Here is a 19,573-nt window from a genome sequence, read left to right as displayed (position 1 = left end):
GACCAACCTACCCAGTGTCAGGTCTTCGCGGCGCTGAACTGCATCACATGCCCAAACACCTTGGTATCCGTATCGATACGCAGCCCGTTGCGCTGTCCTTCAGCCGCCAGTTCGTCGGGGTTCACCAGCCGGAACGGGGACCGGTCCACGCGGTGCACGGCTGTCGCCACCGGGGTGCGGGTCAGGTCGTAGCCGACGAACAGTCCTCCGGGCTTCAGCACCCGGGCGATCTCGGCGACCGCGGCCTCCCATTCGATGACGTGGTGCAGCATCAGGCAACTGACCACCGAATCGAACGCGCCGTCCGCGAACGGCAGGCGGGTGGCGTCGGCGCTCTGCACCGTGACGCGCGGGTTGTCCTTCAACCGCCCCGTGGCGGCGTCGACCATCACCGGGTCCAGATCGGTCGCGGTGATTGCCAATCCAGGACGTGCGGTCGACAGTCCCTCCGCGATTGCGCCACTGCCGGAACCGATTTCGAGTAATTGATCACCCAGCCGATCAGTGGGCAGCATGTCGAGGACGGCGCGGGTGGTGGTTCTCCACATGGCGCCACAGCAAAAGGCCCGTTCGACTTTCGACATCACCGGCATTGCGGCCTCCTCCTCGTGGTGTCCTCCGAGTATCGAGCCGCCTGCACCGTCAGGGCTTGGACGGATCCGTCGAATCCCGCAGGGCACGGGCGATCGCCGACGGTGGGGCGCCGGTCATCTCACGGCACACCCGGTTGGCGTGGGAGCCGTCGGCGAATCCGGCCAGATGCGCGGCGTCGGTGACCTGTTCACCGCCGGCGAGATGCTTCAACCCGGAGAGCAGCCTGGCCCAACGGGTGGCCGCCGAGAAGGAGACGCCGGTCTGCTGCCGGCACAGGCGGCCGAGGTAGTCGGGAGATACCGCGACCTCGTGGGCGATCGATGCCAGGTCCACGGATTCGGTTGTGCCGCTGTAGATCAGGTCCATCGCCCGCCTCAGCTGCGGATGGAGGCCGGGTTCCTGCCCCGGGTCACCGCAGAGCCGGTCGATCAATGTTGCGGCAGCCAACTCGGGGTCGGCGTCGAGCGCGTCCGCCACCGCACGTGCGAGCGCCCGGTGATCGGCGGGAATCCAGATGCCGTCGCCGGATTCGCTGCGGCTCAACGCGTGCAGTGGTGCCCCGGGCCAGGTGTGGGGCGCCAGATAGAGGGCCAACGTCAGATCCGTGGGCTCGGACCGTACCGCATGACCGGCGCCGCTGGCGATGACGACGACGTGCCCGCTGCGGGGCGTCGCGCCGTCCGTCCGGACCGTCAGCGGACCAGTCAGGCCGACACCGACCTGCACCGCCGGATGGTGGTGAATCTCCAGGTCACCGAACGTGCCGACGACCATCATCTGCGCCGGACCCAGCTCCCAGACGGGCATACCCGATGCTAGCGCCGTGTCTGCCGACGCTCGACGACCGCCAGTGCCTCCTGCGCCCACCGCAGGTTCTCCTGCTCGAACGAGATACCCCGCATCAGCGTCAGATAGGGCCCCACCCGCTCCGCCTCGGCCAGGAACGCCGCCTCGCTGCGGCCGCCCAGTATTCGGGTGCGGATGCGCTCATAGAGTTCGAGTTGCTTGGTGGTCCACTGGATTCGGTCCCGCAGGCCCGCGCAGACGGCCTCGGCGTTGCCGCTGTCGACGGTCGACACCTGGACAAGCAGGTCGTCGCGCATGGCCAACGGCTTCGGCGTGGCCTCGGTGAACGCATGCACAGCGGCGCGCCCGGCGTCGGTCAGGGTGAACATCCGCTTGTTGGGCCGCCGCTCCTGTTCGACGACGCGGGCCTCGATCAGCCCGTCGGCCGCGAGACGGTCGAGTTCGCGGTACAGCTGCTGCGGGGTGGCCATCCAGAAGTTGGCGACGGACGCGTCGAAGCCCTTGGCCAGGTCATATCCCGAGGCCTCGCTGTCGAGCAGGGCCGCCAAGACGGCGTCACGCAGAGCCATGCTCGAGAGTCTAATAGTCAACAAAGTGATTAGTCACATATAGACATGTCGAGCCTGTCCCGCTAGCGTCACCCGTACCTAATCAACAAATTGACTATGCGAGGTTTGCGATGCAGGCATTCCGCAAGGCCGTCGAGGCCCACGATCCGGCGGCGATGGTGTCGTGTCTGGCCGACGACGTGGTGTTCACCAGCCCCGTCGCCTTCAAGCCGTACCCCGGGAAACCGATCACCGCCGCGATCCTTCGTGGAGTGATGCGGGTTTTCGAGGACTTCCGCTACGTCCGGGAGATCAACGATCCCGAAACCAACAGCCATGCACTGGTTTTCGAGGCCACGGTGGGCGGCAAGACGGTCAACGGGTGCGACTTCGTCCACGTCAACAGCGAAGGCCTGATCGACGATTTCATGGTCATGATCCGGCCGCTGTCCGGCGCCATGGCGCTCTCCGAGGCCATGGCCGCCCAGTTCCCCCAGATCCAAGCCGAGGCCGCCGAGGAGATCGCGGCTCTGGCAGCGAAGGAGCAGTAGCGTGAAGATCGGACTGGGCATCAATTACGCCGGCGGATTCAAGGAGGTTGTGGCCGAGGTCGCCGACCTCGAAAAGGCCGGCCTGGATGTCGTTTTCGTCCCTGAGGCGTACTCCTTCGACGCCATCAGCGCGCTCGGCTATCTGGCCGCTGCGACCGAGCGGGTGGAGCTGGCCTCCGGCGTCCTGCAGCTCTACACCCGCACCCCCACCCTGACGGCCATGACCGCGGCCGGGCTCGACTACGTGTCCGACGGCCGGTACATCCTGGGTCTGGGCGCCTCCGGCCCGCAGGTGATCGAAGGCTTCCACGGCGTCCCCTACGACAGCCCGATCGGCCGCACCCGCGAGGTGGTCGAGATCTGCCGCAAGGTGTGGCGCCGCGAACGACTCGCATTCCAGGGCAAGCACTACACCATCCCGCTGCCGGAGGGTCAGGGCACCGGACTCGGCAAGTCACTCAAACTGATCAACCACCCTGTGCGCGAACGCATCCCGGTGCTGCTGGCGGCGCTCGGCCCGAAGAACGTCGAGCTGGCCGCGGAGATCGCCGAGGGCTGGCAGCCGATCTTCTACCTGCCCGAGAAGGCCAAGGACGTCTGGGGCGACGCCCTCGAGGCCGGGTATGCCAAGCGCGACGCATCGCTGCCGCCCATGGACATCTACGCCGGACCGGCCCTGGCCATCGGCGACAATGTCGAGGGGATGCGCGAGTTCATCAAGCCGCACATCGCGCTGTACATCGGCGGCATGGGCGCCAAGGGCAAGAACTTCTATCACAACGTGGCCACCAAGTACGGCTACGGCGCCGAGGCCGACCGCATCCAGGAGCTGTACCTGGCCGGCGACAAGGAGGGCGCGGCGAAAGTCGTGCCCGACGAGCTGGTTCGGGACATCTCGTTGATCGGCAGCCGCGAGTTCGTCAAGGAGCGGGTCGCCGCCTTCCGGGAAGCCGGCGTCACGGTGCTCAACGTCGTGCCGATGGGCGCGACGACCGCCGACCGCGTCAAGCTGATCGAGGAGCTGCGCGAGCTGGTGTAGGACCGATGAGGTGATCGGCCCGCGCGTCGTCTCTCCTTGCGGCACGTGCGGCCCGGACCCGTCAACGGACGCTGACATTGTCAGCGTCCGTTGACATTGTCAGCCTCGGCTGACAGCTCCGGGCGCGACACGATGAGCAGAGCGCTCCCGCCGTCTGATCTACGCGCCCGGCTGACCGTAGACCGCGACGACGACCGAGCGATCCCAGCTGTTCTCCGACCACACACCCATGACGGTGTTGGCGCAGTTGGCCATGATCGCGTAGGTCGGCGGGTCGTAGTACCACTGATTCAGTACATCGAGGTTGTTGATGGCGATCGAACGGTTGATCGCCACCGTCTGAAACACCTTGCCCCGGAAGCCCGCTGCCTGGGCTCGCGTCTGCGGCGTCGACCCGTCCGATCCGAGGTCACCGTCCAGATCGCGGTTGTTCAGGACGTCGTTCGCGTGCCACTCGGCGGCGAGCCGCAGCTGCGGGCTGACCGCCACGTCGTTGGTGCACCCGGCCTGGTGCTGAATGGTGTAGACATTGGCCACGACGCTGTTGTTGAGCCGGGTGTTGTCGGCGTGGGCCACTGCAGGTAGCGCGACACCGCCGCCGACGACCGCCAAGATCGCCCAACTCAATCGGGTATTCACTGTGCCCCCGGCCGGTAATTGGCCGCGGAATCGCGCAGCGGCCCGATCAGTTCGGTGCACAGTTCGTTGACAACCTGTCCGACAAGGTAATTGGCCAGGCTCTCGTCGCCGTGGGTGACCTCGACCTTGATATCACCGATGATCTGCGCATAGCTGCGACCTACCGCGATCTTGTCGCACACGCCGCGGCCGTAGGCGATGGCGGCATCACCGCTCGGGAAGTTGAAGCCGGGTCGCGCGTTCACACTGTTGACGTACGTCACCGGGTCGGCGTGAGCCGGCGGCACTGCCCATCCGAGTCCGGCCGACACAGCGAGCAACATCAGGAGTCCCCGCGTCACACGGGGTCGAACTGCGAGATCAGCCATCGCTCGTGCACCTTGTCCAGAGTCACCCGCACCGTCGAGGTCGAGGCGGTGGGCGCGTCCGCACCGATGGTCGTGGTCTGGTTCACGAAAACCAGCACCACGGCATGGTTTTCGGTGGCGGAAACCGAAGCGGCGTCGGGCACCGTCGCCACCGCCGAGATGTGCTTCTGCTTGGCCCCGGGCGCCACGACGGTGTCGACCAGTTTCGTGTATTCGCCGCGGAAGCTGCCGGTCAGCCGGTCAGCGGCCGACTTGAGCTCGGTATCAACGGTTTCCGGTCGGTAGGACAGCATGGCGACGGTACCGTCGCCGGCCGCCCGCACCGACTCGATGGCCGCGGCTTGCGCGAGCCGCACCGAACCGTCCTGCCATTTGAAGTACCCCGCGGCGCCGGCCAGCAGCATCGCGGCGACCGCCAGCGTCAGGCCCACCCATCGCGCCCATGGCTTACGTGAATCGCCCGGCACCACAGCAGGTTCAGCCTCGACGACGGCATTCTCGACCGCCTCGTCATCGTCGAGTGCGGCGGTGCGTTCCTCGATATCGACTGTCATGATCTGTCCTTCATGTTGTCGCGACCGTCCGATCTGCTCATGACACGAACTGGACGTTGGAGATCCTGGCGCTCGCGCCGTCCTTGGCGACGCTGATCCGCATGCGCCAGTTCCGTGGTGGACCGGCAGGCGCCTCGGCCAACGACGTCCGCACCGAAACCGCGAGAAGCACCTGTGCCCCATCACCATTCACCGACTCGAGCCCGGCTTCGGTGACGGTGCCCTCGGATTTCGACCGGGCCTGCTTCACCACGGCGACGAACGGCTCGGATCGGCGCTGGAAGTCGTCGCGGAACGCCCCGGTCGACGAATCCAGTACCCGGCGGATGTCGGTGTCTGCCTCGGTGTAGCTGATCGTGGTCAGGTTCAGCGCAGCCTGGCGGGCAGTCTGCACGTACAGGTTCCGCAGTGCTTGTCCCTGTTCGGCCTGGTGCGCGCGAAAACCCAGCCAGCCCGCCAGGGCACCACCGGCGACGACCAGCACCAGGCCGGCTGCCACCACCGGCGAGATCCGCGGCAACCGCTGCCGGAGCGACGGTTTCGGTGCCTCGACAGCGCTCTCGCCGACTTCGTCGGCGGTGTCTAGCTGCTCGGGGTCAGCATGCTCTGCCATGTCTTGCCTTTCGTGGTGGCGGCCAGGTCGGAGTCGGTGTACGGCTTGCCGTCGGGACCCACGTAGGCGCCGGTCGCGGGGTCGTAGGGCACCAAGGCCACCGGGGGCGCCGGTGGCGCGGGCCCGGGTGCGGCACTGGGCCGCTGTCGCGGATCGGTGCCCGGCGCGTACTGCGGGACCCCCTGCCCCGTGAGCGTGGCGTTGGGATCGCCCTTCCAGATGTAGCCGTCGTTGAGCGGCACATACTGCTCATTGCTTTCGCAGAGTTCCACTGTCGGGGCCCGCTTGGAGGGGTTGTTCTCGCACGGAATATTGCGTACGCCACGAACATTCAGGTCGGAATCCTGCGGAACCCGGCAGTACAGCTCACCGGCGGGCCGCTCGGGATAGTCCACCTCGGAGGGTATCCTCTGCTGTTTGACCGGCAGGAAGCCGGTGTTGCACGGCGGCGGCAGATTCATATTCAGTTTGAAGTCCAGATAGATACCCCGATAGGGGGTTTTGAGGTCCGAGTCGGCGAGCGCGATCGCCGACATCAACGCGGTGCCCTGCGGAAACAGCACGAGCAGTTGTTCGATGTCGTGCCGGTAGACGACCGCGATCTCACCGAGGCTCACCATGTTGGCCAGCAGGACCGGCAGCGCGGGGGCGAACCTGTTGAACAGGGCGCGGCTCTCCTCCAGGGTCGGCTGTCCGAGTTTGAGCAACTCGGCGAATGCCGCGTCCCGGGTCTTGAACTGGCCGGTGATGGACGCCAGCCGCTGCGCCCATATCGCGATCGAATCCGCGGTCTGCACTTGGGAATTCAGTACCGGTGGACTCTGGTCGATCAGCTGCGTGATCGGGCCGACGTTCTTACCGGCCTCGATGGCCAACGACGTGGAGCCGTTGACGATGCGGGACAACTCGGGTCCGAGGCCGCTGACCGCTTTGTCCGCTTCGTCGACGACAGTGCGCAGGTTGTCCTGCGGGATGGCTTCGAGCGCTCGGTTGGTGGCGTCGAGCAGGTTGCCGATATCCGGCGGAATCCGCACCTTGACCATCGGGATGGTCGAGCCGCCACGCAAGGCCGGACCGGCATCGGATTGCCCTGCGGCAGGGATCAATTCGACAAACTGCTCACCGACCGCCGAGCGGCTGTGGACCGCGGCCGACACATCGGCCGGCACCTTGATGGATGAGTCGAGATTCAGCTCCGCACGAACCCCGCTCGCGGTGACATCGACCGTCTTGACCCGACCGACCTCGGTGCCGCGATAGGTGACCACCGACGTCGGATACAGCCCGCCGGATTCGGGTAGCTCCACCGTCACGGTGTAGCGGCCGTACCCGAGCAGCGCCGGCACGTGCACGAAGCCGAATGCCATGACGCTGCAGGCGATCACGGTGACAGCGCCGAGGATCGCCAGCTGGATCCAGACTGTCCGGGACAAACGCAGACGCAGCATGTCAGTACCCCCCGAAGTGATAGGGAGCGATCAGTGGGTTGCCGGCGGTATACGGGCTGGGCATCTGACCGATCGTGCGGCCCCACTGCATTTCCAGTTCGGTGAGGTTGCCCTCCCACCGGGTTCCGGTGAACAGACTGCTGTCGAGTCGGCTCAGCGTCAGGTCGATGATCATCGTGATGTTGGCGAAGTCGCCCCGAAACCAGTTGCCGAGATTGCTTTTCACCCACGGGTAGGTCGACAAGAAGTCCAGACCCTTCGTCAGCGCCGGACCCGAGTCGGCCAGCGACCGCAGGACGGGCACCATGTTCCGCAGGTTCGCGACGAGGCTCTCCTTGGTCTGCTCGACCGTCGACGACGCGACCGCGCTGAACCGTCCGACGGCGTCGATCGCGTCGGCCAGCTTCGCCCGCTGCGCGGCCAGCACCGCCAAGGCCTGCGGAATCGTGGTGAGCGCCTTGTCCACCGTGCGCTGGTTCGCCGCGACCTGACCGACCAACGAGTTCAAATGCTCTGTGGCGGAGATGATGTCGTCGGTCTGGTCGTTGAGGCGGGAGATGAACGTGTCGAGCTGGGTCAACAGACTGCGGATGTCGTTCTCGCGCCCGGCCAATGCCTTTGCGAACGTCTGGTTGATCTCTTGCAGCTGGGCCAGGCCACCACCATTCAGCAGGATCGACGCCGACGCGAGGGCTTGTTCGGTGGTGGGGTACGTGGCCGCCCTGGACAGCGGGATCACCGCGCCGCCCGTCAGCTGTCCCTGTGGCGCTTCGCCCGTCGGCGGGCTGAGCTCGATGTGCATCGATCCCAGCAGACTGGTCTGTCCGACCTTGGCGGTGCTGTTGGCGGGCAGGTGGACGTCGCCGTCGATCCGCATGGTGACCAGCGCATGCCAGTCCTGCACCTCGATCTTGGTGACGTTGCCGACGTTGACGTCACCGACGCGCACGCGGGTGTTCTGTTGGATCACCACGACGTCGGGCAATTGTGCCTGGATCGTGTACGAGCCCGGCCCGTCGCCGACGGTGCCGGGCAGCGTCAGCGAATTCAGGCCCCGCCATTGGCATCCCGGCAGCACCAGGATGCTGACGATGAGGAGCGTCGCGGTCACGAGGCGCTTCACGGCTGCGTCCCCTGCTGCGGGACCATGAGGCCTGCCAGCCCCTGACCCGGGTCGGTCGGCGTCGCAGCGGGTGCCTCGGCCGGAAGCGGAGGCGGCGCCGGGTTCTCCTGCGCAGGCGCTCCGCCGGGCCGCAGCCGCGGCTCGCTGAAGGTGACCTCGTTGGGCCGGGCCGTCGCGCCGACGAACGGGTTGCCGCCGATCGGCAGGAAGTTGTACTGCCGGTTCTTGATGATCGGCGCCAGGTACTGCACGCACAGCTTGGCGGACTGCTCGAAACCTTGCCGGGCCGCGGACTGGATTGCGCCGCAGAGAAATTGCACGGTGTCGGCGAAGTTGACCGGCGCCAGGATGCCGGTGATGGCGCTCTGCGCAGGGTCGTAGATATTGGTGAAGTTCTGGAACACCGTCGGCGCGATGTGCAGGACCTGTTTGAGGTCCGTACGGCTGTCGTTCAACGCAGTGGTGATCGCGTTGAGGTGGTCGAAGGTGGTGCCGAGCCCTTCGCGATTCTCCGCTATGAACCCGCGTAGGTCCTTGACCGCGGTATCCAGGTTGCGCGTCGCGTCGGCGATGTTGTTCGGCGTGCTCGACAAGGCGGTGGTGATGGACGCCATGTTGGTGTTGAAGGACGCCAGCAGGTCGCTGCTCGACGACAGCGCCGACACCAGCATCTGCAAGTTGCGGACGGTGCTGAAGATGTCCGTGCTGTGGTCGCCGAGCGCCGACATGGCGCGGGACAGCTTGATCACGGTGTCGCGGGCGGTGTCACCCTGACCGCGCAGGTTGTCTGCGGCACTGTTGATGAATTCGCCGACCGCACTGGGGCCGCCGGGGCTGGTCGGCTGCAGCGAGTCGGTCAGCTTCTCGAGTTGCTGGCGGAAGTCGTCCCACTCCACCGGCACCACGGTGCGGTCTAGTGCGATGGTGGCGCCCGCGGCGAGCTTGGGGCCGCTGGTGTAGGCGGGCACCAACTGGATCGCCCGCGCACTGACCAGTGACGGCGACAAGATGGCCGCACGGACGTCAGCGGGCAGCGCATATTGCGAGTCCACCGAGAAGGTCACCTTGGCGGCATGCGGTTGCGGTTCGATCTTCTCGACCGTGCCGACGGTGACGCCCAGAATCCTGATGTCGTCGCCGGTGTACAGGCCGTTGGTGTTCGCGAAGTACGCGACGTAGGTGCTGCGGACAGCGGCAACCCACCAGGATCGGCCCAGTCCGGTGGCCGCAACCGCCAGGATGACAACCAGACTCAGCGCAAGGGCGAGTCGCCACGTCCGGCGACTGCCCACGCGGGATGCGGTTTCGGGAGTGGACATGGTCAGCTCCCTCCCACGGGGGAAACCGGATCCGAAACCACACCCGGCGAACCGCTGGGCGAGTGGTTCGACGGCGGTAACGGCGTCGGGTGCGGGACGGTCGGCGCGGGCACTTCGCCTGGAGCCGGGGCCAGGGCCGGCGGTCCGGGCGCCGGCCCGCCCGGCGCGGGCGCGGGGAGCGGCTCGCGGTACGGGTAGCGCGGATCGCCGGGATTGCCCGTGATCGCGTCGGGCAGTGTGAGATTCGGCGGCCCGCCCTGACCGGTGCGCGGGTACGGCGACGGCAGCGGCGGGGTACCGGGCTGGCCGGCTCCGGGCTCGGTCAGCTGAGACGGCAGCAGTACGTTGGGGTCCAGTCCCAGGTCGGAGAACGCCGCGTCGACGAACGGCTGATCGAACTGACCGGGGAACAGGTTGACCAGTGACGCCTTGAAGAACGGTCCGGCACCGAGCACTTCACCGAACGACATCGCGTACCGCCGCAGCAGATAGAGCGTGCGTTGCAGCTCCTTCTTGCGGTTGTCGAGGATCCCCAGGACGCCGTTGAGCTTGTCGACGGCCGGCTTGAGTTGTGTCCGGTTGTCGTTGACCAGCCCGGAAAGCTGGACCGTGGCAGCGCTGACATTTGCCATCAGCGTCTCGACCGAATTGCGTTGCGACAGAATCTCACCCAGCAGCGCATCGGTGTCGACCACCAACTGCGCGATCTGGTCGCTGCGCTTGGCCAGCACCGAGGTCACCTTGTTCGCGTCCGTCAGCAGCTGACGCAGCTTCGCGTCGCGGGTGCCGAGGGTGTCGGAGAACCGCGCGACGCCTTCCAGTGCCAGCTTGAGGTCGGGCGGGGTGTTCTGGAACGTCTGCGCCAGCGTCTTGAGCGCCGACGACAGCTGCGTCGTATCCAGGCCGCTGATGGTGGTCGTCAGGTCACCCAGCGCCGCCGGCAGGTCGTACGGCGACGTGGTGCGTTCGATCGGGATGGGGCCGAACAGATTTCGGTCGCCACGCGGCGTCAGCTCGAGCACCTTCGTACCCAGCACCGTCTCGGTCTTGATCGCGGCCTCGGTGCGGTCGCCCAGCTCGACATCGTCACGCACCGTGAAGTCCACCCGAACCTTGGCGCCCTCAAGATGAATTCCCGAGACCCGCCCGACGCCCAGTCCCGACACCCGCACGTCGCTACCCGTCTTGATACCGCCGGCATCGGCGAAGTACGCCTGGTAATCGGACGTCCCCTTGATGAACGGGATCTTGTCGTAGCTGAAAGCGGCGACGACGACGGCGACGATCAGCGCGATGCCGGTCGCGCCCACCGCCAACCGGTTACGTTCGGCGAGCGGCTTGATGTTGAGCTTGATGCGCGTCATTTCGGTGTGCACCGCCCCGAATCCTGGCCGGCCACTTTGACGTACACGGGCTGGCCACCTTTTCCGTTGAGCTTGAGCAGTGCGTCGCAGAGGTAGAAGCCGAAGTAGTCGCCGTACAGCCCGTTGCGCGAGAGAATCTGGTAGGCGTCGGGCAGCGTCCGCACCAGTTCGTCGACGTAGTCGTGGTCCGCCATGATCTGGCCCGAGACCCGATCCGTCTGCTGCACAGTCTGTTTGATCGGCTCGCGGGCCACGGCCAGCAGGTCGGCGACCGAGCGCGTCGCGGTGTTGATGTTCGCCACCCCGGTGGCGATGTCCGATTTGCGGTCGGCCAGCCCCTGAACGAGCTGCGAGAGCTTGTCCAGCCCGTCGGCGAACTGGGTATCGCGCGCCGCGAACGTGCCCAGCACGGTGTTCAGGTTGGTGATCACCTCACCGATGAGCTGGTCGCGACCTGCCAAAGTGGTCGTCAGTGCCGAGGTCTGGGCCAGCACAGACGAGATGGTGCCGCCCTGGCCCTGGAACACCCGGAGCAGCTCCCCGCTCAACGCGTTGACCTGGTCCGGATCGAGTGCCCGGAACAGTGGGCGGAAGCCGCCGATGAGCGCGTCGACATCCAACGCCGGTGACGTCCGGGACAGCGGGATCGTCTGGCCCGGAAGGAGTTTCCGCACCGACCCGGGACCTTCGTCGAGTGCCAGGTAGCGGTCGCCGATCAGGTTCTCGTAGCGGACGGTCGCTGTGGTGCCTTCGGTGAGCGTCAGGTTTCGGTCGATCGCGAAGTCGATGGTGACGGTGCCGTCCCGGTGCAGATCAAGGCCCTTGACCTTCCCGACCTCCACGCCCGCGATGCGGACGAAGTTGCCGCCCTTGAGCCCCGAAACGTTGCTGAACACCGCCTGGTACGAAGTCCGCGAATCGAAACGGAACTGCCCGAACACCGTCAGCAGCCCGAACATGAACAGCAGGCTGACCACGGTGAAGATCACGACGCGGGTGGCGGTTCCACGAATCCGGCTTCTCACGGCGCCCCCGGAGCTGGTTGGGGCTCGCCCATCTCGACACCGGGCAGCCCCGGCGCCGGGCCACCCGGATACCGAATCCGCGGCGGTTCGGGCTGCGGCTTGGTCACCGGGAAGTAGTTGGCGAAACCGGGGAAACCGATGCCCGGGTTGGGCCGCATATCCAGTCCGTCACCGTAGCCGGTGTCGGTCACCAGGTATTTGACCGGGAAGTTCTTGCTGACGTCGGGCAGTGAACCGCAGCTCGGCTTGCCACCGGGGCCGCCGCTGGCGTTGACGACGGGCAGGTTGTCGGGGAACCGGTAGGGATCGGCACCGGCCAGCAGCGCGGCGTCCATGATCACGGATTTGCCGTTGCCGCCCATGGCATATCGGCCACCGTGTTCCAGGAACCACTGCGCACCCTGGAACAGGCACGTGTATGTCGGCGAATACTTGTCGAGCAGCGCGGTGGTCGGTCTCAGCAGTTCCATCGCCCGGGCCAGGGCGGTCTGGTTGGTCCCGATGGTGTCGATGCCCGCCTGCGAGAAGCCGACCGCCGACAACAACAGGCCGTCCAGTTCCTTCGAGTGTCCGGCGATCGTGGTGGCGGTGGTCGAGAACGAATCCAGAATGGACACGATGTCCTGCGCCGCGGCCGAATACGCCTGTGCGGTCTGCCCGAACAACTGCCAGTCCTTGCGTACGGTGTCCATGCGCGGATTCACCTCCAGCAGGACGTGATTCGCATCGGTGATGGCTTGGCCGATGACATCGCCCTTGCCGCGCAACGATTCGGCCACCGCCGAGAGCACCGAGTTGAGCTTCGTCGGGTCGATCACCTGCACCACCGACTGCAGATTCTCGAACACGGTGTTGACCTCGACCGTCACGTTCCGCGACTGCAGCACCGCACCCGATCGAAGATGGCCCCCACTGGGCCCGGTCGAGGGCACGTTCAGTTCGACGTACTTGGCGCCGAAGGCGGTACTCGAGCGGATCTGCGCTTCGACATTGGCCGGCAGCTGGGCGAACGGCCCCGGGTACATCCGCAGCTTCAACGTCGAAAGTACGTGTCCCGCAGTATCTGTCCGGCTGCCGATCGATTCCACCTCACCGATCTGCACGCCCCGGAGTTTCACCTTGGCGCCGTCCTCCATCACCAGACCGGCCCGGTCGGACACGAGCGTCAGGGGCACGAATCCCCGCAGCGATCCGGAGAACAGCAGCCACGTCATGGCGGTCATGACGATGACGATGATCACCAGGACAGGCGCCCACCAGATCGGGTCGATCTGCTCACGCCGAGTTCCGTTTGTCCCCTTTGCCATTCGGTTCAGCCCGCGAGGTGGAAGTTGCCGGACTGGCCGTAGACGGACAGCGTGATGGTGAGCAGGATGAACACGCCGGCGGTGATCGAGGTGCGCACCGCGCGGCCGACGGCCTCGCCGACACCGGCCGGCCCGCCGGTGGCGGTGAAGCCGTAGTAGGTGTGCACCGCCATCACCGCGGCGGCCATGGCCAGCGCCTCGAAGAAGGACCAGGCGAGGTCGTTGGGGTGCAGGAACGTCGTGAAGTAGTGGTCGTAGACGCCCCGCGACTGGCCGTAGATCATCGTCGTCCCGAACCGGGTGGCCAGGAAGGACATCAGCACCGCGACGGTGTAGATAGGGACAACAGCCACCACCCCGGCGACGATCCGGGTCGCCGCGAGGTACGTGACGACGCGGATGCCCATCACTTCCAGGGCGTCGATCTCCTCGTTGATGCGCATGGCGCCGAGTTGCGCGGTCGCCCCGGCCCCGATCGTGGCGGCGAGTGCCACCCCGGCGGTCGCCGGCGCGATGAAGCGCACGTTCAGGAAGGCTCCGAGAAAGCCCGTCAGGGCCTCGATGCCGACGTTGGACAGGGTGTTGTAGCCCTGGACCGCGATCAGCGCGCCGGTGGACAGGGTGAGGAACCCGACGATGACCACTGTGCCGCCGATGACCGCGAGCGCGCCGGTGCCCATGCCCATGACCGCGATCAGCCGCAGCACCTCGCCCGGATAACGCCGGACGGCATCCGCGGTAGCGGCCAGGGCACTGCCGTAGAAGGCCGTCTGCTCCCCCAGCCGGCGGGTTGCCGCGATCGCATGGTCGGCCAGTTCGCTGAGCTGTGACGGACGGTCGACATCCACATCGGTTGTCATGGCGCCACTTTCACGCCGAACGCGGTTGCCAGGATGTTGATCAGGAACAGCGCCATGAACGAGAACACGACGGTCTCGTTGACCGCGTTGCCGACGGCGGTCGGGCCACCACCGACCGAAAGGCCCTTGTAGCAGGCGATCAATCCGGCCGACAGGCCGAACAGCAATGCCTTGACCAGGGAGACGATCACCTGCGGCAGACCGGTCAGCAGCGTCATGCCGGCGATGAACGCGCCCGGGGTGACGTGCTGGATATAGACGACGAAGAAGTAGCTGCCGGCCAGGCCGACGACGGCGACCATCGAATACAGCATCGCGGCGACGAAGGTCGCGGCGAGGACGCGTGGCACGACCAGCGCCGGAATCGGGTTGACGCCAATGACTTTCATGGCGTCGATTTCTTCTCTGATGGTTCGCGCGCCGAGGTCGGCACACATCGCGGTCGAACCGGCACCGGCCACGACGATCGCGGTGACGACCGGCCCCACCTGCGTCACCGAAGCCAGCGCCGCACCGGCACCGGACAGGTCACCGGCGCCGACCTCGATCAGCACGATGTTGAGCGTGAAGACGATCAGCACGGTGTACGGAATCGACAGCACGACGGTGGGGACGACGGAGACCCGCGCGACGAACCAGATCTGTTCGATCAGTTCCCGCCGGGCATAGGGCGGACGCAGCATGGCGGCGAATGTCTCGCCGGCGAGGACGATGAAATCGCCGACTGCCACAGCGGGGCGCGCCCAGGCCGCGGCGGCGCGCGAAGGCGACTGGAGCGGTTGCGCCACAAGCTGCCTCCCAGTGTCGTTCCGTCGTCGAGCTTGGCCCGGACGTTAGGAACGCACTAGTTTGCTGTCAACGCAGAAGAATTGACGGTCGGGATCGTCAATTACCGAAGATGCAGGTGGACTCAACGCAATTGCTTCGGTTCACCCGGATTGAATCGCACTGAGCCAAAACCTACCCGCAATTGCCCTGGTTACGGCGTCAGGCGCCGTCCGCCTGCGACGCCGCCGCAGAAGTGGCGATCTTCTTCGCCGGCGTCTGCTTCGGCGCCTTGCCGCGCGGCGACTGGTCCTTCGGGCTGTCATCGCCTGCCGTGCCGGCCGCCGGCTTGCCGCTGCCGGCCGGCTGTTGCCCGGCCTTCTTGCCCATGCCGCGCTTGGGCGCATCGGACGACTTCGGTGCATCGGCCTTCGGCTGATCCTTGGCAGCTGCCGCAGAGTCCTTCTGGCTCGCAGGTTTCTTGTCGTCGGGGTCTGCCTTGGCAGCGTCCTTGGCGTCAGGAGCCTTCGCCTCCGAAGTCTTCGATTCCGGTGCAGTCACGTCAGGCTCGACACTCGCGGGGTTCTTTGGCTCCGTGGACTTCTCGTCCACCGGCTTCACCTGGGGCTCCTTCGCGGGCTCTGTGGCCGGTTCCGTCACGGATTCCTTCTCGCCGGCGCCCTTGACGTCAGTCCCCTTGACCGGTGCCACTTTCGTGCCGGCTGCCGGATCCTGTTTCGTCGCCACGGTCGCCTTCGGCGAGTCCAGTTCCGCGGCAACCTCTTTCATGGTGGCCACGGCCTTCAGCGCGGCCGTCGGGTTCACTGCGGCGACCGATGCCGGCGGCCGGATGATGTCGCCGATCTTCTGGATGACATTCGAGATTCCCGCGACCACGGCCTTCGTCACGTCGGCCGCGGTGTTGGCGACCCACTTCACGCCCTGCACCACCGCATTCGCCACCCACTTGACGGTGTTGACCACAGCTTGCGTCACCGCCTTTGTGACGTCGACAAACGCATTCCACGCTGCGTCAGCGACTTTCACAACGGCTTGCCCGATCTTGACCACGGTGTCCACGACCGCGCCCACCGCCAGCCGCACCGCGGCCAGGATCCGGGCTGCGATGCCCTCGACGCCGCCGACACCGTTGAGCCGCAGGATTTCCTGGGCGATGACGAACGCGGCCTCCTTCGGGATCCAGTCCGCGTAGAAGACGCCGAACTTGCCACTGCCGGGCTGGTCGTCACGCGTGGTGTAGATGAACAGCGGCCCGCCGAAGGACATCGACTGCCAGCTGTCGATGAGGTCCTTGATGAATTCGGCTTGCGTGTGCTCGCTGACGTTGTTGGTCGGGACTCCGTACTCAGTGATCCAGATCTTGAGGGCACCATCACCGTTCGCCACCATGAGGTCGTAGATCTTCTGGATCTGCGTGAGCGGCGAGAGCGGCACGCCCTCACCGTCGCTGAACTTCAGCGTCTCCTGGTACGGGTGGAAGGCCAACGCGTCGAAGTAGCCCTTGGCGCCCGCGGCATACATCCCGTTCACGTAGTCCACCGGATTCATGGTGATTCCGTTGACGGTGAAGACGCTGCCGAGCCCCGCCGCGATGACCGTCGCCGAGGGATCAGCCGCCTTGATGGCCGGATAGGCCGCCTTCAACAGGTCGGCGTAGCTCGACGGGGAGATCGGGTCATAGAAACAGACACAGTTGACCTCGTTCCACACTTCGTACGCCGAGATGGTCTTCCCATAGCGGGTCGCGACCTGGGTCATGAAATTCGCGTAGGCGACAGGGTCCGGCGTCTTGGCCCCGGGAAAGTTCCCGGCCGTCCCGGCCCAGACCGGCGTGCTGTTGACCATCGCGAGGACGCCCATGTTGCGGGCCTTGGCCGCATTCATGATGTCGTCGATCGGCGCCCAGTTGTACTGGTTGGGCAGCGGCTGCGTGTACACCCACGGGATGTAGACCCGGACGTCCTGGACGCCCATGGCCTGCAGCATGTCCAGCGTCGTGTCGATGTCCTGCTTCGACATGCCGTACAGGCTGGAGTCGGCCATACCGATGGTCGACGGCGCCGAGACGATTTCGGCGGTCGGCGTCACCGCGGTGTGGGTGACCGGCTGTACCAGCTGCGCGGCATATGCGCAGACGACCGCCAGTGGAATCAATACGGTCAACACCCGCTGCACTGCCCTGCAGCCGAGTCTGCCGATCCATCCAGCCACCAACGCCCCCTTTGGACAGTGCCGCCGTCGCAAGGTGTAATCACCACTCGAGGCAAATTTACGTCCGCGGATGGTAACCCGTGGGCGATTTGCCGGAGTCTCCTCACCCGCCTCACGTCAACGACGTAAGGCGGCACCACCTACCGGCGGCGGATCGCCATTGTTCGCCACGCTGCAGTTATTGACGATGTTGGCAAAAATCTTTGCCGGAAGCGCTGCGACAGTCGTTCACAACTGTTAATTTTCTGTCTGTACTGCGGCACGACACCCGTCTGCCAGACTGCAGTGCGGTAATGCCGCAGCAGCGGTCGATCTGCCGGGGTCCGATGGCCGTGCGGCGTGACTATGGAGGAGCCGAAATGGCTGGTGCACACCGTCGCCCGCAACCTCGGAAGCTGGCGGTGTCGACGTGGCTGGGCACCGGAGTCGCCGCCGTCGGCGTCAGCGCCGCGTTGCTCGGTAGCGCGGCAGTCGCGAGCGCGGCCCCGTCCGGTGACTCCGACTCGTCGTCGTCGACTTCTGCGCAGCCCAAGAAGGCACCCACGCAGAAGCCCACCAAGAACAAGAAGAAGGACGACGCGGCTTCGGCCGATGCCGCGACCACCAAAACGTCGGACACCAAAACCTCGGATGCCAAGGCGTCGGACACCGATACGCCGGCCGCCGCGACCACGGACGACGACAGCGACACGAAGCCGACCCGCAGTCGCCGCACGAAGACGGAGACCACCGGCCGGTCGGCCACGGCGCCCAACGCCGGGACGGTCGCGAAACTTCCGTCGGCCGCCGCCCAGGCGGTGACCAACAACCCGTCGACGAAGAATCCGCTGAAGACCGCCGCCGCGGTCAAGCCGGCCACCGACACCGCGACCAAAGACGCGCCGAGCTCGCCGGCCGCCGCGACGCCCGCCGCCGCATCGGCGCCGGCACCGGCAGCCGCCACCCCGGTCACCGTCGCCGCAGCCGAGACATCCACGGCCGCAATCACTTCCATACCGAACACCACCGCGAAGGCACTCAGCAGCGTGGCGCCCAGCGCTCCCGCCAACGTCTCCGGACTGCTCTCCGTGCTGGCCGCCGTCGGCCAGGCACTCGGGGCTGCCACCCTGGCCACGGAGGAATCCCTGGCCGGTGCCGTGGTCGGCACGACCAAAACCGTGAGCAAGCTGCTCGGCATCACGCCGGCACTGGCCACCACCACCGAAAAGACCAGTGCCTCGGCGACTCTCACACCGGCACCCACAGAGACTTGGCAGCCCGGCCAGACCGCCCCCGCCGACGACTACATCAACACCGCGCTGACGGAAATCGCGGACGCACGCACCCTCCTCGGCACCAGTTGGGTCAACGGCTACTCCCGGTACGAGTTGCGAATGGCGGCCACCTATCTCACGACCTACCAGGCCAACCAGCAGACTCTGATGGACGCGTACGCGGCCAACCCGACCACGACGAATCTGAATGCGCTCAAGACCAACGAGGCGCTGATCGGCAAGTCCGTGACCGCGCTGAAGACGGCGCGTTACTGGGCGGCCAACCCCGCCATCAAGGCCGTCATCGTCGACGCCACCACCAACGCCCGCATCTACGCATCGGTCCCGCTGTCCATGTACGCGGGCGTCGAGCCGATCGTCACCATCTCGGTCAACGGCGGGCCGAAGATCAAGGTCCTGGTGGATACCGGATCGTCCGGCCTGGTGGTCAACGCCAAGAACGTCGGCCAGACGGGCCTGGGCAATTCGGTGGGTACCGGCACCGGCGCCTACAGCGGCGGGCTGACCTACAACTACAACACCTACAACACCACTGTGGACTTCGGGAGCGGCATCGTCACCGCGCCCGTCTCGGTCGACATCATCACCGACCCGGCACAGCAGACCGCGTTCGCCAATTTCCTGCAGAACAACGGCGTCGTGGGCGTCCTCGGTGTCGGCACCAACGCGGTGGGCCCCGGCCCCGGCCTGGTCACCACCGGCTTGCCCAGCGCCCTGAAGAACGGCATCTACATCGACGAGGTCGGGCGGACGCTGCAGTTCGGTCCCAACCCCCTGCCGGCCCGCGTCACCACGTCGGGTTCGCCGAACGTGATCGGATCCGTCAGCATCAACAACGGGTCGAAGACTCCGATCAATCTGCTGATCGATTCCGGCGGCGTCACCGGCACCCTGCCGTCGACCATCATGGGCAGCAATGTGCCGGTCGGCACCGTCATCTCCGTTTACGACAGCAACGGCACGCTGCTCTACACCTACACCACCACGTCGTCGTATACGCCGGTGGTGACCTCCGACGCCTACAACGCCGAGTTGATGAACACCGGCGCGATGCCGTTCCTGCACAACCGCATCTACATCGACTACTCCACGGCAAACGGATCGACCGTCTTCGACCTGTAGCCGCGAGCCGGATTCGCCCGC

General features: G+C 66.2%; 19 protein-coding genes. 3 read left to right on the top strand and 16 right to left on the bottom strand.

Annotated elements, in window-relative coordinates; translation table 11 throughout:
• Nucleotides 1–17: 17 nt before the first annotated feature.
• The 3 genes from QRN63_RS08790 to QRN63_RS08780 all read right to left on the bottom strand — a co-directional run bounded on the left by QRN63_RS08790 (nucleotide 18) and on the right by QRN63_RS08780 (nucleotide 1,970).
• A complete protein-coding gene (locus QRN63_RS08790) occupies nucleotides 18–548 on the bottom strand; it encodes a class I SAM-dependent methyltransferase (RefSeq protein ID WP_285030442.1) in 531 nt (176 codons plus the stop codon).
• A gap of 94 nt (nucleotides 549–642) precedes the next feature.
• Entirely contained in the window at nucleotides 643–1,401 is a 759-nt protein-coding gene (locus QRN63_RS08785; RefSeq protein ID WP_285030441.1) for a helix-turn-helix domain-containing protein, read from the bottom strand.
• Between the two features lie 8 nt (nucleotides 1,402–1,409).
• Nucleotides 1,410–1,970, bottom strand: coding sequence for a PadR family transcriptional regulator (locus QRN63_RS08780; RefSeq protein WP_267319723.1), 561 nt, complete (start codon nucleotides 1,968–1,970; stop codon nucleotides 1,410–1,412).
• Between the two features lie 110 nt (nucleotides 1,971–2,080).
• Here QRN63_RS08780 and QRN63_RS08775 point away from each other — a divergent pair, with 110 nt between their 5' ends.
• Complete coding sequence (locus QRN63_RS08775; protein WP_267319724.1) at nucleotides 2,081–2,500, top strand: nuclear transport factor 2 family protein; 420 nt, start codon at nucleotides 2,081–2,083, stop codon at nucleotides 2,498–2,500.
• 1 nt (nucleotide 2,501) lies between these two features.
• On the top strand, nucleotides 2,502–3,539 hold the full coding sequence (locus QRN63_RS08770; RefSeq protein ID WP_267319725.1) for an LLM class F420-dependent oxidoreductase: 1,038 nt from the start codon (nucleotides 2,502–2,504) through the stop codon (nucleotides 3,537–3,539).
• Between the two features lie 159 nt (nucleotides 3,540–3,698).
• Here QRN63_RS08770 and QRN63_RS08765 read toward each other — a convergent pair whose 3' ends face one another.
• The 13 genes from QRN63_RS08765 to QRN63_RS08705 all read right to left on the bottom strand — a co-directional run bounded on the left by QRN63_RS08765 (nucleotide 3,699) and on the right by QRN63_RS08705 (nucleotide 17,111).
• Nucleotides 3,699–4,178 (bottom strand): CAP domain-containing protein, encoded by a 480-nt coding sequence (locus tag QRN63_RS08765; protein ID WP_267319726.1) that lies wholly within the window; start codon nucleotides 4,176–4,178, stop codon nucleotides 3,699–3,701.
• Nucleotides 4,175–4,501 carry a DUF732 domain-containing protein gene (locus QRN63_RS08760; protein ID WP_285030440.1) on the bottom strand — a complete coding sequence of 109 codons (327 nt, stop codon included), beginning with the start codon at nucleotides 4,499–4,501 and terminating at the stop codon, nucleotides 4,175–4,177. Before QRN63_RS08760 ends, QRN63_RS08765 begins: the two co-directional genes overlap by 4 nt.
• A 14-nt stretch (nucleotides 4,502–4,515) precedes the next feature.
• A complete protein-coding gene (locus QRN63_RS08755) occupies nucleotides 4,516–5,100 on the bottom strand; it encodes an Rv1363c family protein (RefSeq protein WP_267319728.1) in 585 nt (194 codons plus the stop codon).
• A 37-nt stretch (nucleotides 5,101–5,137) separates the two neighbouring features.
• Nucleotides 5,138–5,713, bottom strand: coding sequence for an Rv1363c family protein (locus tag QRN63_RS08750; protein ID WP_285030439.1), 576 nt, complete (start codon nucleotides 5,711–5,713; stop codon nucleotides 5,138–5,140).
• Nucleotides 5,683–7,161: an MCE family protein gene (locus tag QRN63_RS08745; RefSeq protein ID WP_285030438.1), complete on the bottom strand. Its 1,479-nt coding sequence runs from the start codon at nucleotides 7,159–7,161 to the stop codon at nucleotides 5,683–5,685. The genes QRN63_RS08750 and QRN63_RS08745 overlap by 31 nt, the downstream gene beginning before the upstream one ends.
• Before the next feature lies 1 nt (nucleotide 7,162).
• Nucleotides 7,163–8,284, bottom strand: coding sequence for a virulence factor Mce family protein (locus QRN63_RS08740; RefSeq protein WP_285030437.1), 1,122 nt, complete (start codon nucleotides 8,282–8,284; stop codon nucleotides 7,163–7,165).
• On the bottom strand, nucleotides 8,281–9,603 hold the full coding sequence (locus QRN63_RS08735) for an MCE family protein (RefSeq protein WP_285030436.1): 1,323 nt from the start codon (nucleotides 9,601–9,603) through the stop codon (nucleotides 8,281–8,283). Before QRN63_RS08735 ends, QRN63_RS08740 begins: the two co-directional genes overlap by 4 nt.
• Before the next feature lie 2 nt (nucleotides 9,604–9,605).
• Complete coding sequence (locus QRN63_RS08730; RefSeq protein ID WP_285030435.1) at nucleotides 9,606–10,967, bottom strand: MCE family protein; 1,362 nt, start codon at nucleotides 10,965–10,967, stop codon at nucleotides 9,606–9,608.
• Nucleotides 10,964–11,992 carry an MCE family protein gene (locus QRN63_RS08725; protein ID WP_285030434.1) on the bottom strand — a complete coding sequence of 343 codons (1,029 nt, stop codon included), beginning with the start codon at nucleotides 11,990–11,992 and terminating at the stop codon, nucleotides 10,964–10,966. The genes QRN63_RS08730 and QRN63_RS08725 overlap by 4 nt, the downstream gene beginning before the upstream one ends.
• A complete protein-coding gene (locus tag QRN63_RS08720) occupies nucleotides 11,989–13,299 on the bottom strand; it encodes an MCE family protein (protein WP_285030433.1) in 1,311 nt (436 codons plus the stop codon). Before QRN63_RS08720 ends, QRN63_RS08725 begins: the two co-directional genes overlap by 4 nt.
• A 5-nt stretch (nucleotides 13,300–13,304) precedes the next feature.
• Nucleotides 13,305–14,159, bottom strand: coding sequence for an ABC transporter permease (locus QRN63_RS08715; RefSeq protein WP_267319736.1), 855 nt, complete (start codon nucleotides 14,157–14,159; stop codon nucleotides 13,305–13,307).
• A complete protein-coding gene (locus QRN63_RS08710; protein WP_350224441.1) occupies nucleotides 14,156–14,842 on the bottom strand; it encodes an MlaE family ABC transporter permease in 687 nt (228 codons plus the stop codon). Before QRN63_RS08710 ends, QRN63_RS08715 begins: the two co-directional genes overlap by 4 nt.
• 304 nt (nucleotides 14,843–15,146) lie before the next feature.
• The gene (locus QRN63_RS08705) at nucleotides 15,147–17,111 is read right to left on the bottom strand and encodes a hypothetical protein (protein ID WP_285030431.1); all 1,965 of its coding nucleotides are present in this window, start codon (nucleotides 17,109–17,111) and stop codon (nucleotides 15,147–15,149) included.
• 404 nt (nucleotides 17,112–17,515) lie between these two features.
• Here QRN63_RS08705 and QRN63_RS08700 point away from each other — a divergent pair, with 404 nt between their 5' ends.
• The gene (locus QRN63_RS08700; protein WP_285030430.1) at nucleotides 17,516–19,552 is read left to right on the top strand and encodes a PecA family PE domain-processing aspartic protease; all 2,037 of its coding nucleotides are present in this window, start codon (nucleotides 17,516–17,518) and stop codon (nucleotides 19,550–19,552) included.
• The last annotated feature ends 21 nt before the right edge of the window (nucleotides 19,553–19,573 follow it).

Origin of the sequence: Mycolicibacterium sp. lyk4-40-TYG-92, assembly GCF_030209435.1 — a bacterium.
GTDB lineage: Bacteria > Actinomycetota > Actinomycetes > Mycobacteriales > Mycobacteriaceae > Mycobacterium.
The sequence above is the reverse complement of the archived record's forward strand: the minus strand, read 5'-3'. Positions and strand labels throughout refer to the sequence as shown.

Coding starts and splice junctions, on each gene's coding strand:
- QRN63_RS08790 (WP_285030442.1), bottom strand. CDS start 548: ATGTGGAGAACCACCACCCGCGCCGTCCTCGACATGCTGCCCACTGAT.
- QRN63_RS08785 (WP_285030441.1), bottom strand. CDS start 1,401: ATGCCCGTCTGGGAGCTGGGTCCGGCGCAGATGATGGTCGTCGGCACG.
- QRN63_RS08780 (WP_267319723.1), bottom strand. CDS start 1,970: ATGGCTCTGCGTGACGCCGTCTTGGCGGCCCTGCTCGACAGCGAGGCC.
- QRN63_RS08775 (WP_267319724.1), top strand. CDS start 2,081: ATGCAGGCATTCCGCAAGGCCGTCGAGGCCCACGATCCGGCGGCGATG.
- QRN63_RS08760 (WP_285030440.1), bottom strand. CDS start 4,501: ATGTTGCTCGCTGTGTCGGCCGGACTCGGATGGGCAGTGCCGCCGGCT.
- QRN63_RS08755 (WP_267319728.1), bottom strand. CDS start 5,100: ATGACAGTCGATATCGAGGAACGCACCGCCGCACTCGACGATGACGAG.
- QRN63_RS08750 (WP_285030439.1), bottom strand. CDS start 5,713: ATGGCAGAGCATGCTGACCCCGAGCAGCTAGACACCGCCGACGAAGTC.
- QRN63_RS08745 (WP_285030438.1), bottom strand. CDS start 7,161: ATGCTGCGTCTGCGTTTGTCCCGGACAGTCTGGATCCAGCTGGCGATC.
- QRN63_RS08735 (WP_285030436.1), bottom strand. CDS start 9,603: ATGTCCACTCCCGAAACCGCATCCCGCGTGGGCAGTCGCCGGACGTGG.
- QRN63_RS08730 (WP_285030435.1), bottom strand. CDS start 10,967: ATGACGCGCATCAAGCTCAACATCAAGCCGCTCGCCGAACGTAACCGG.
- QRN63_RS08720 (WP_285030433.1), bottom strand. CDS start 13,299: ATGGCAAAGGGGACAAACGGAACTCGGCGTGAGCAGATCGACCCGATC.
- QRN63_RS08715 (WP_267319736.1), bottom strand. CDS start 14,159: ATGACAACCGATGTGGATGTCGACCGTCCGTCACAGCTCAGCGAACTG.
- QRN63_RS08710 (WP_350224441.1), bottom strand. CDS start 14,842: ATGCTGCGTCCGCCCTATGCCCGGCGGGAACTGATCGAACAGATCTGG.
- QRN63_RS08700 (WP_285030430.1), top strand. CDS start 17,516: ATGGCTGGTGCACACCGTCGCCCGCAACCTCGGAAGCTGGCGGTGTCG.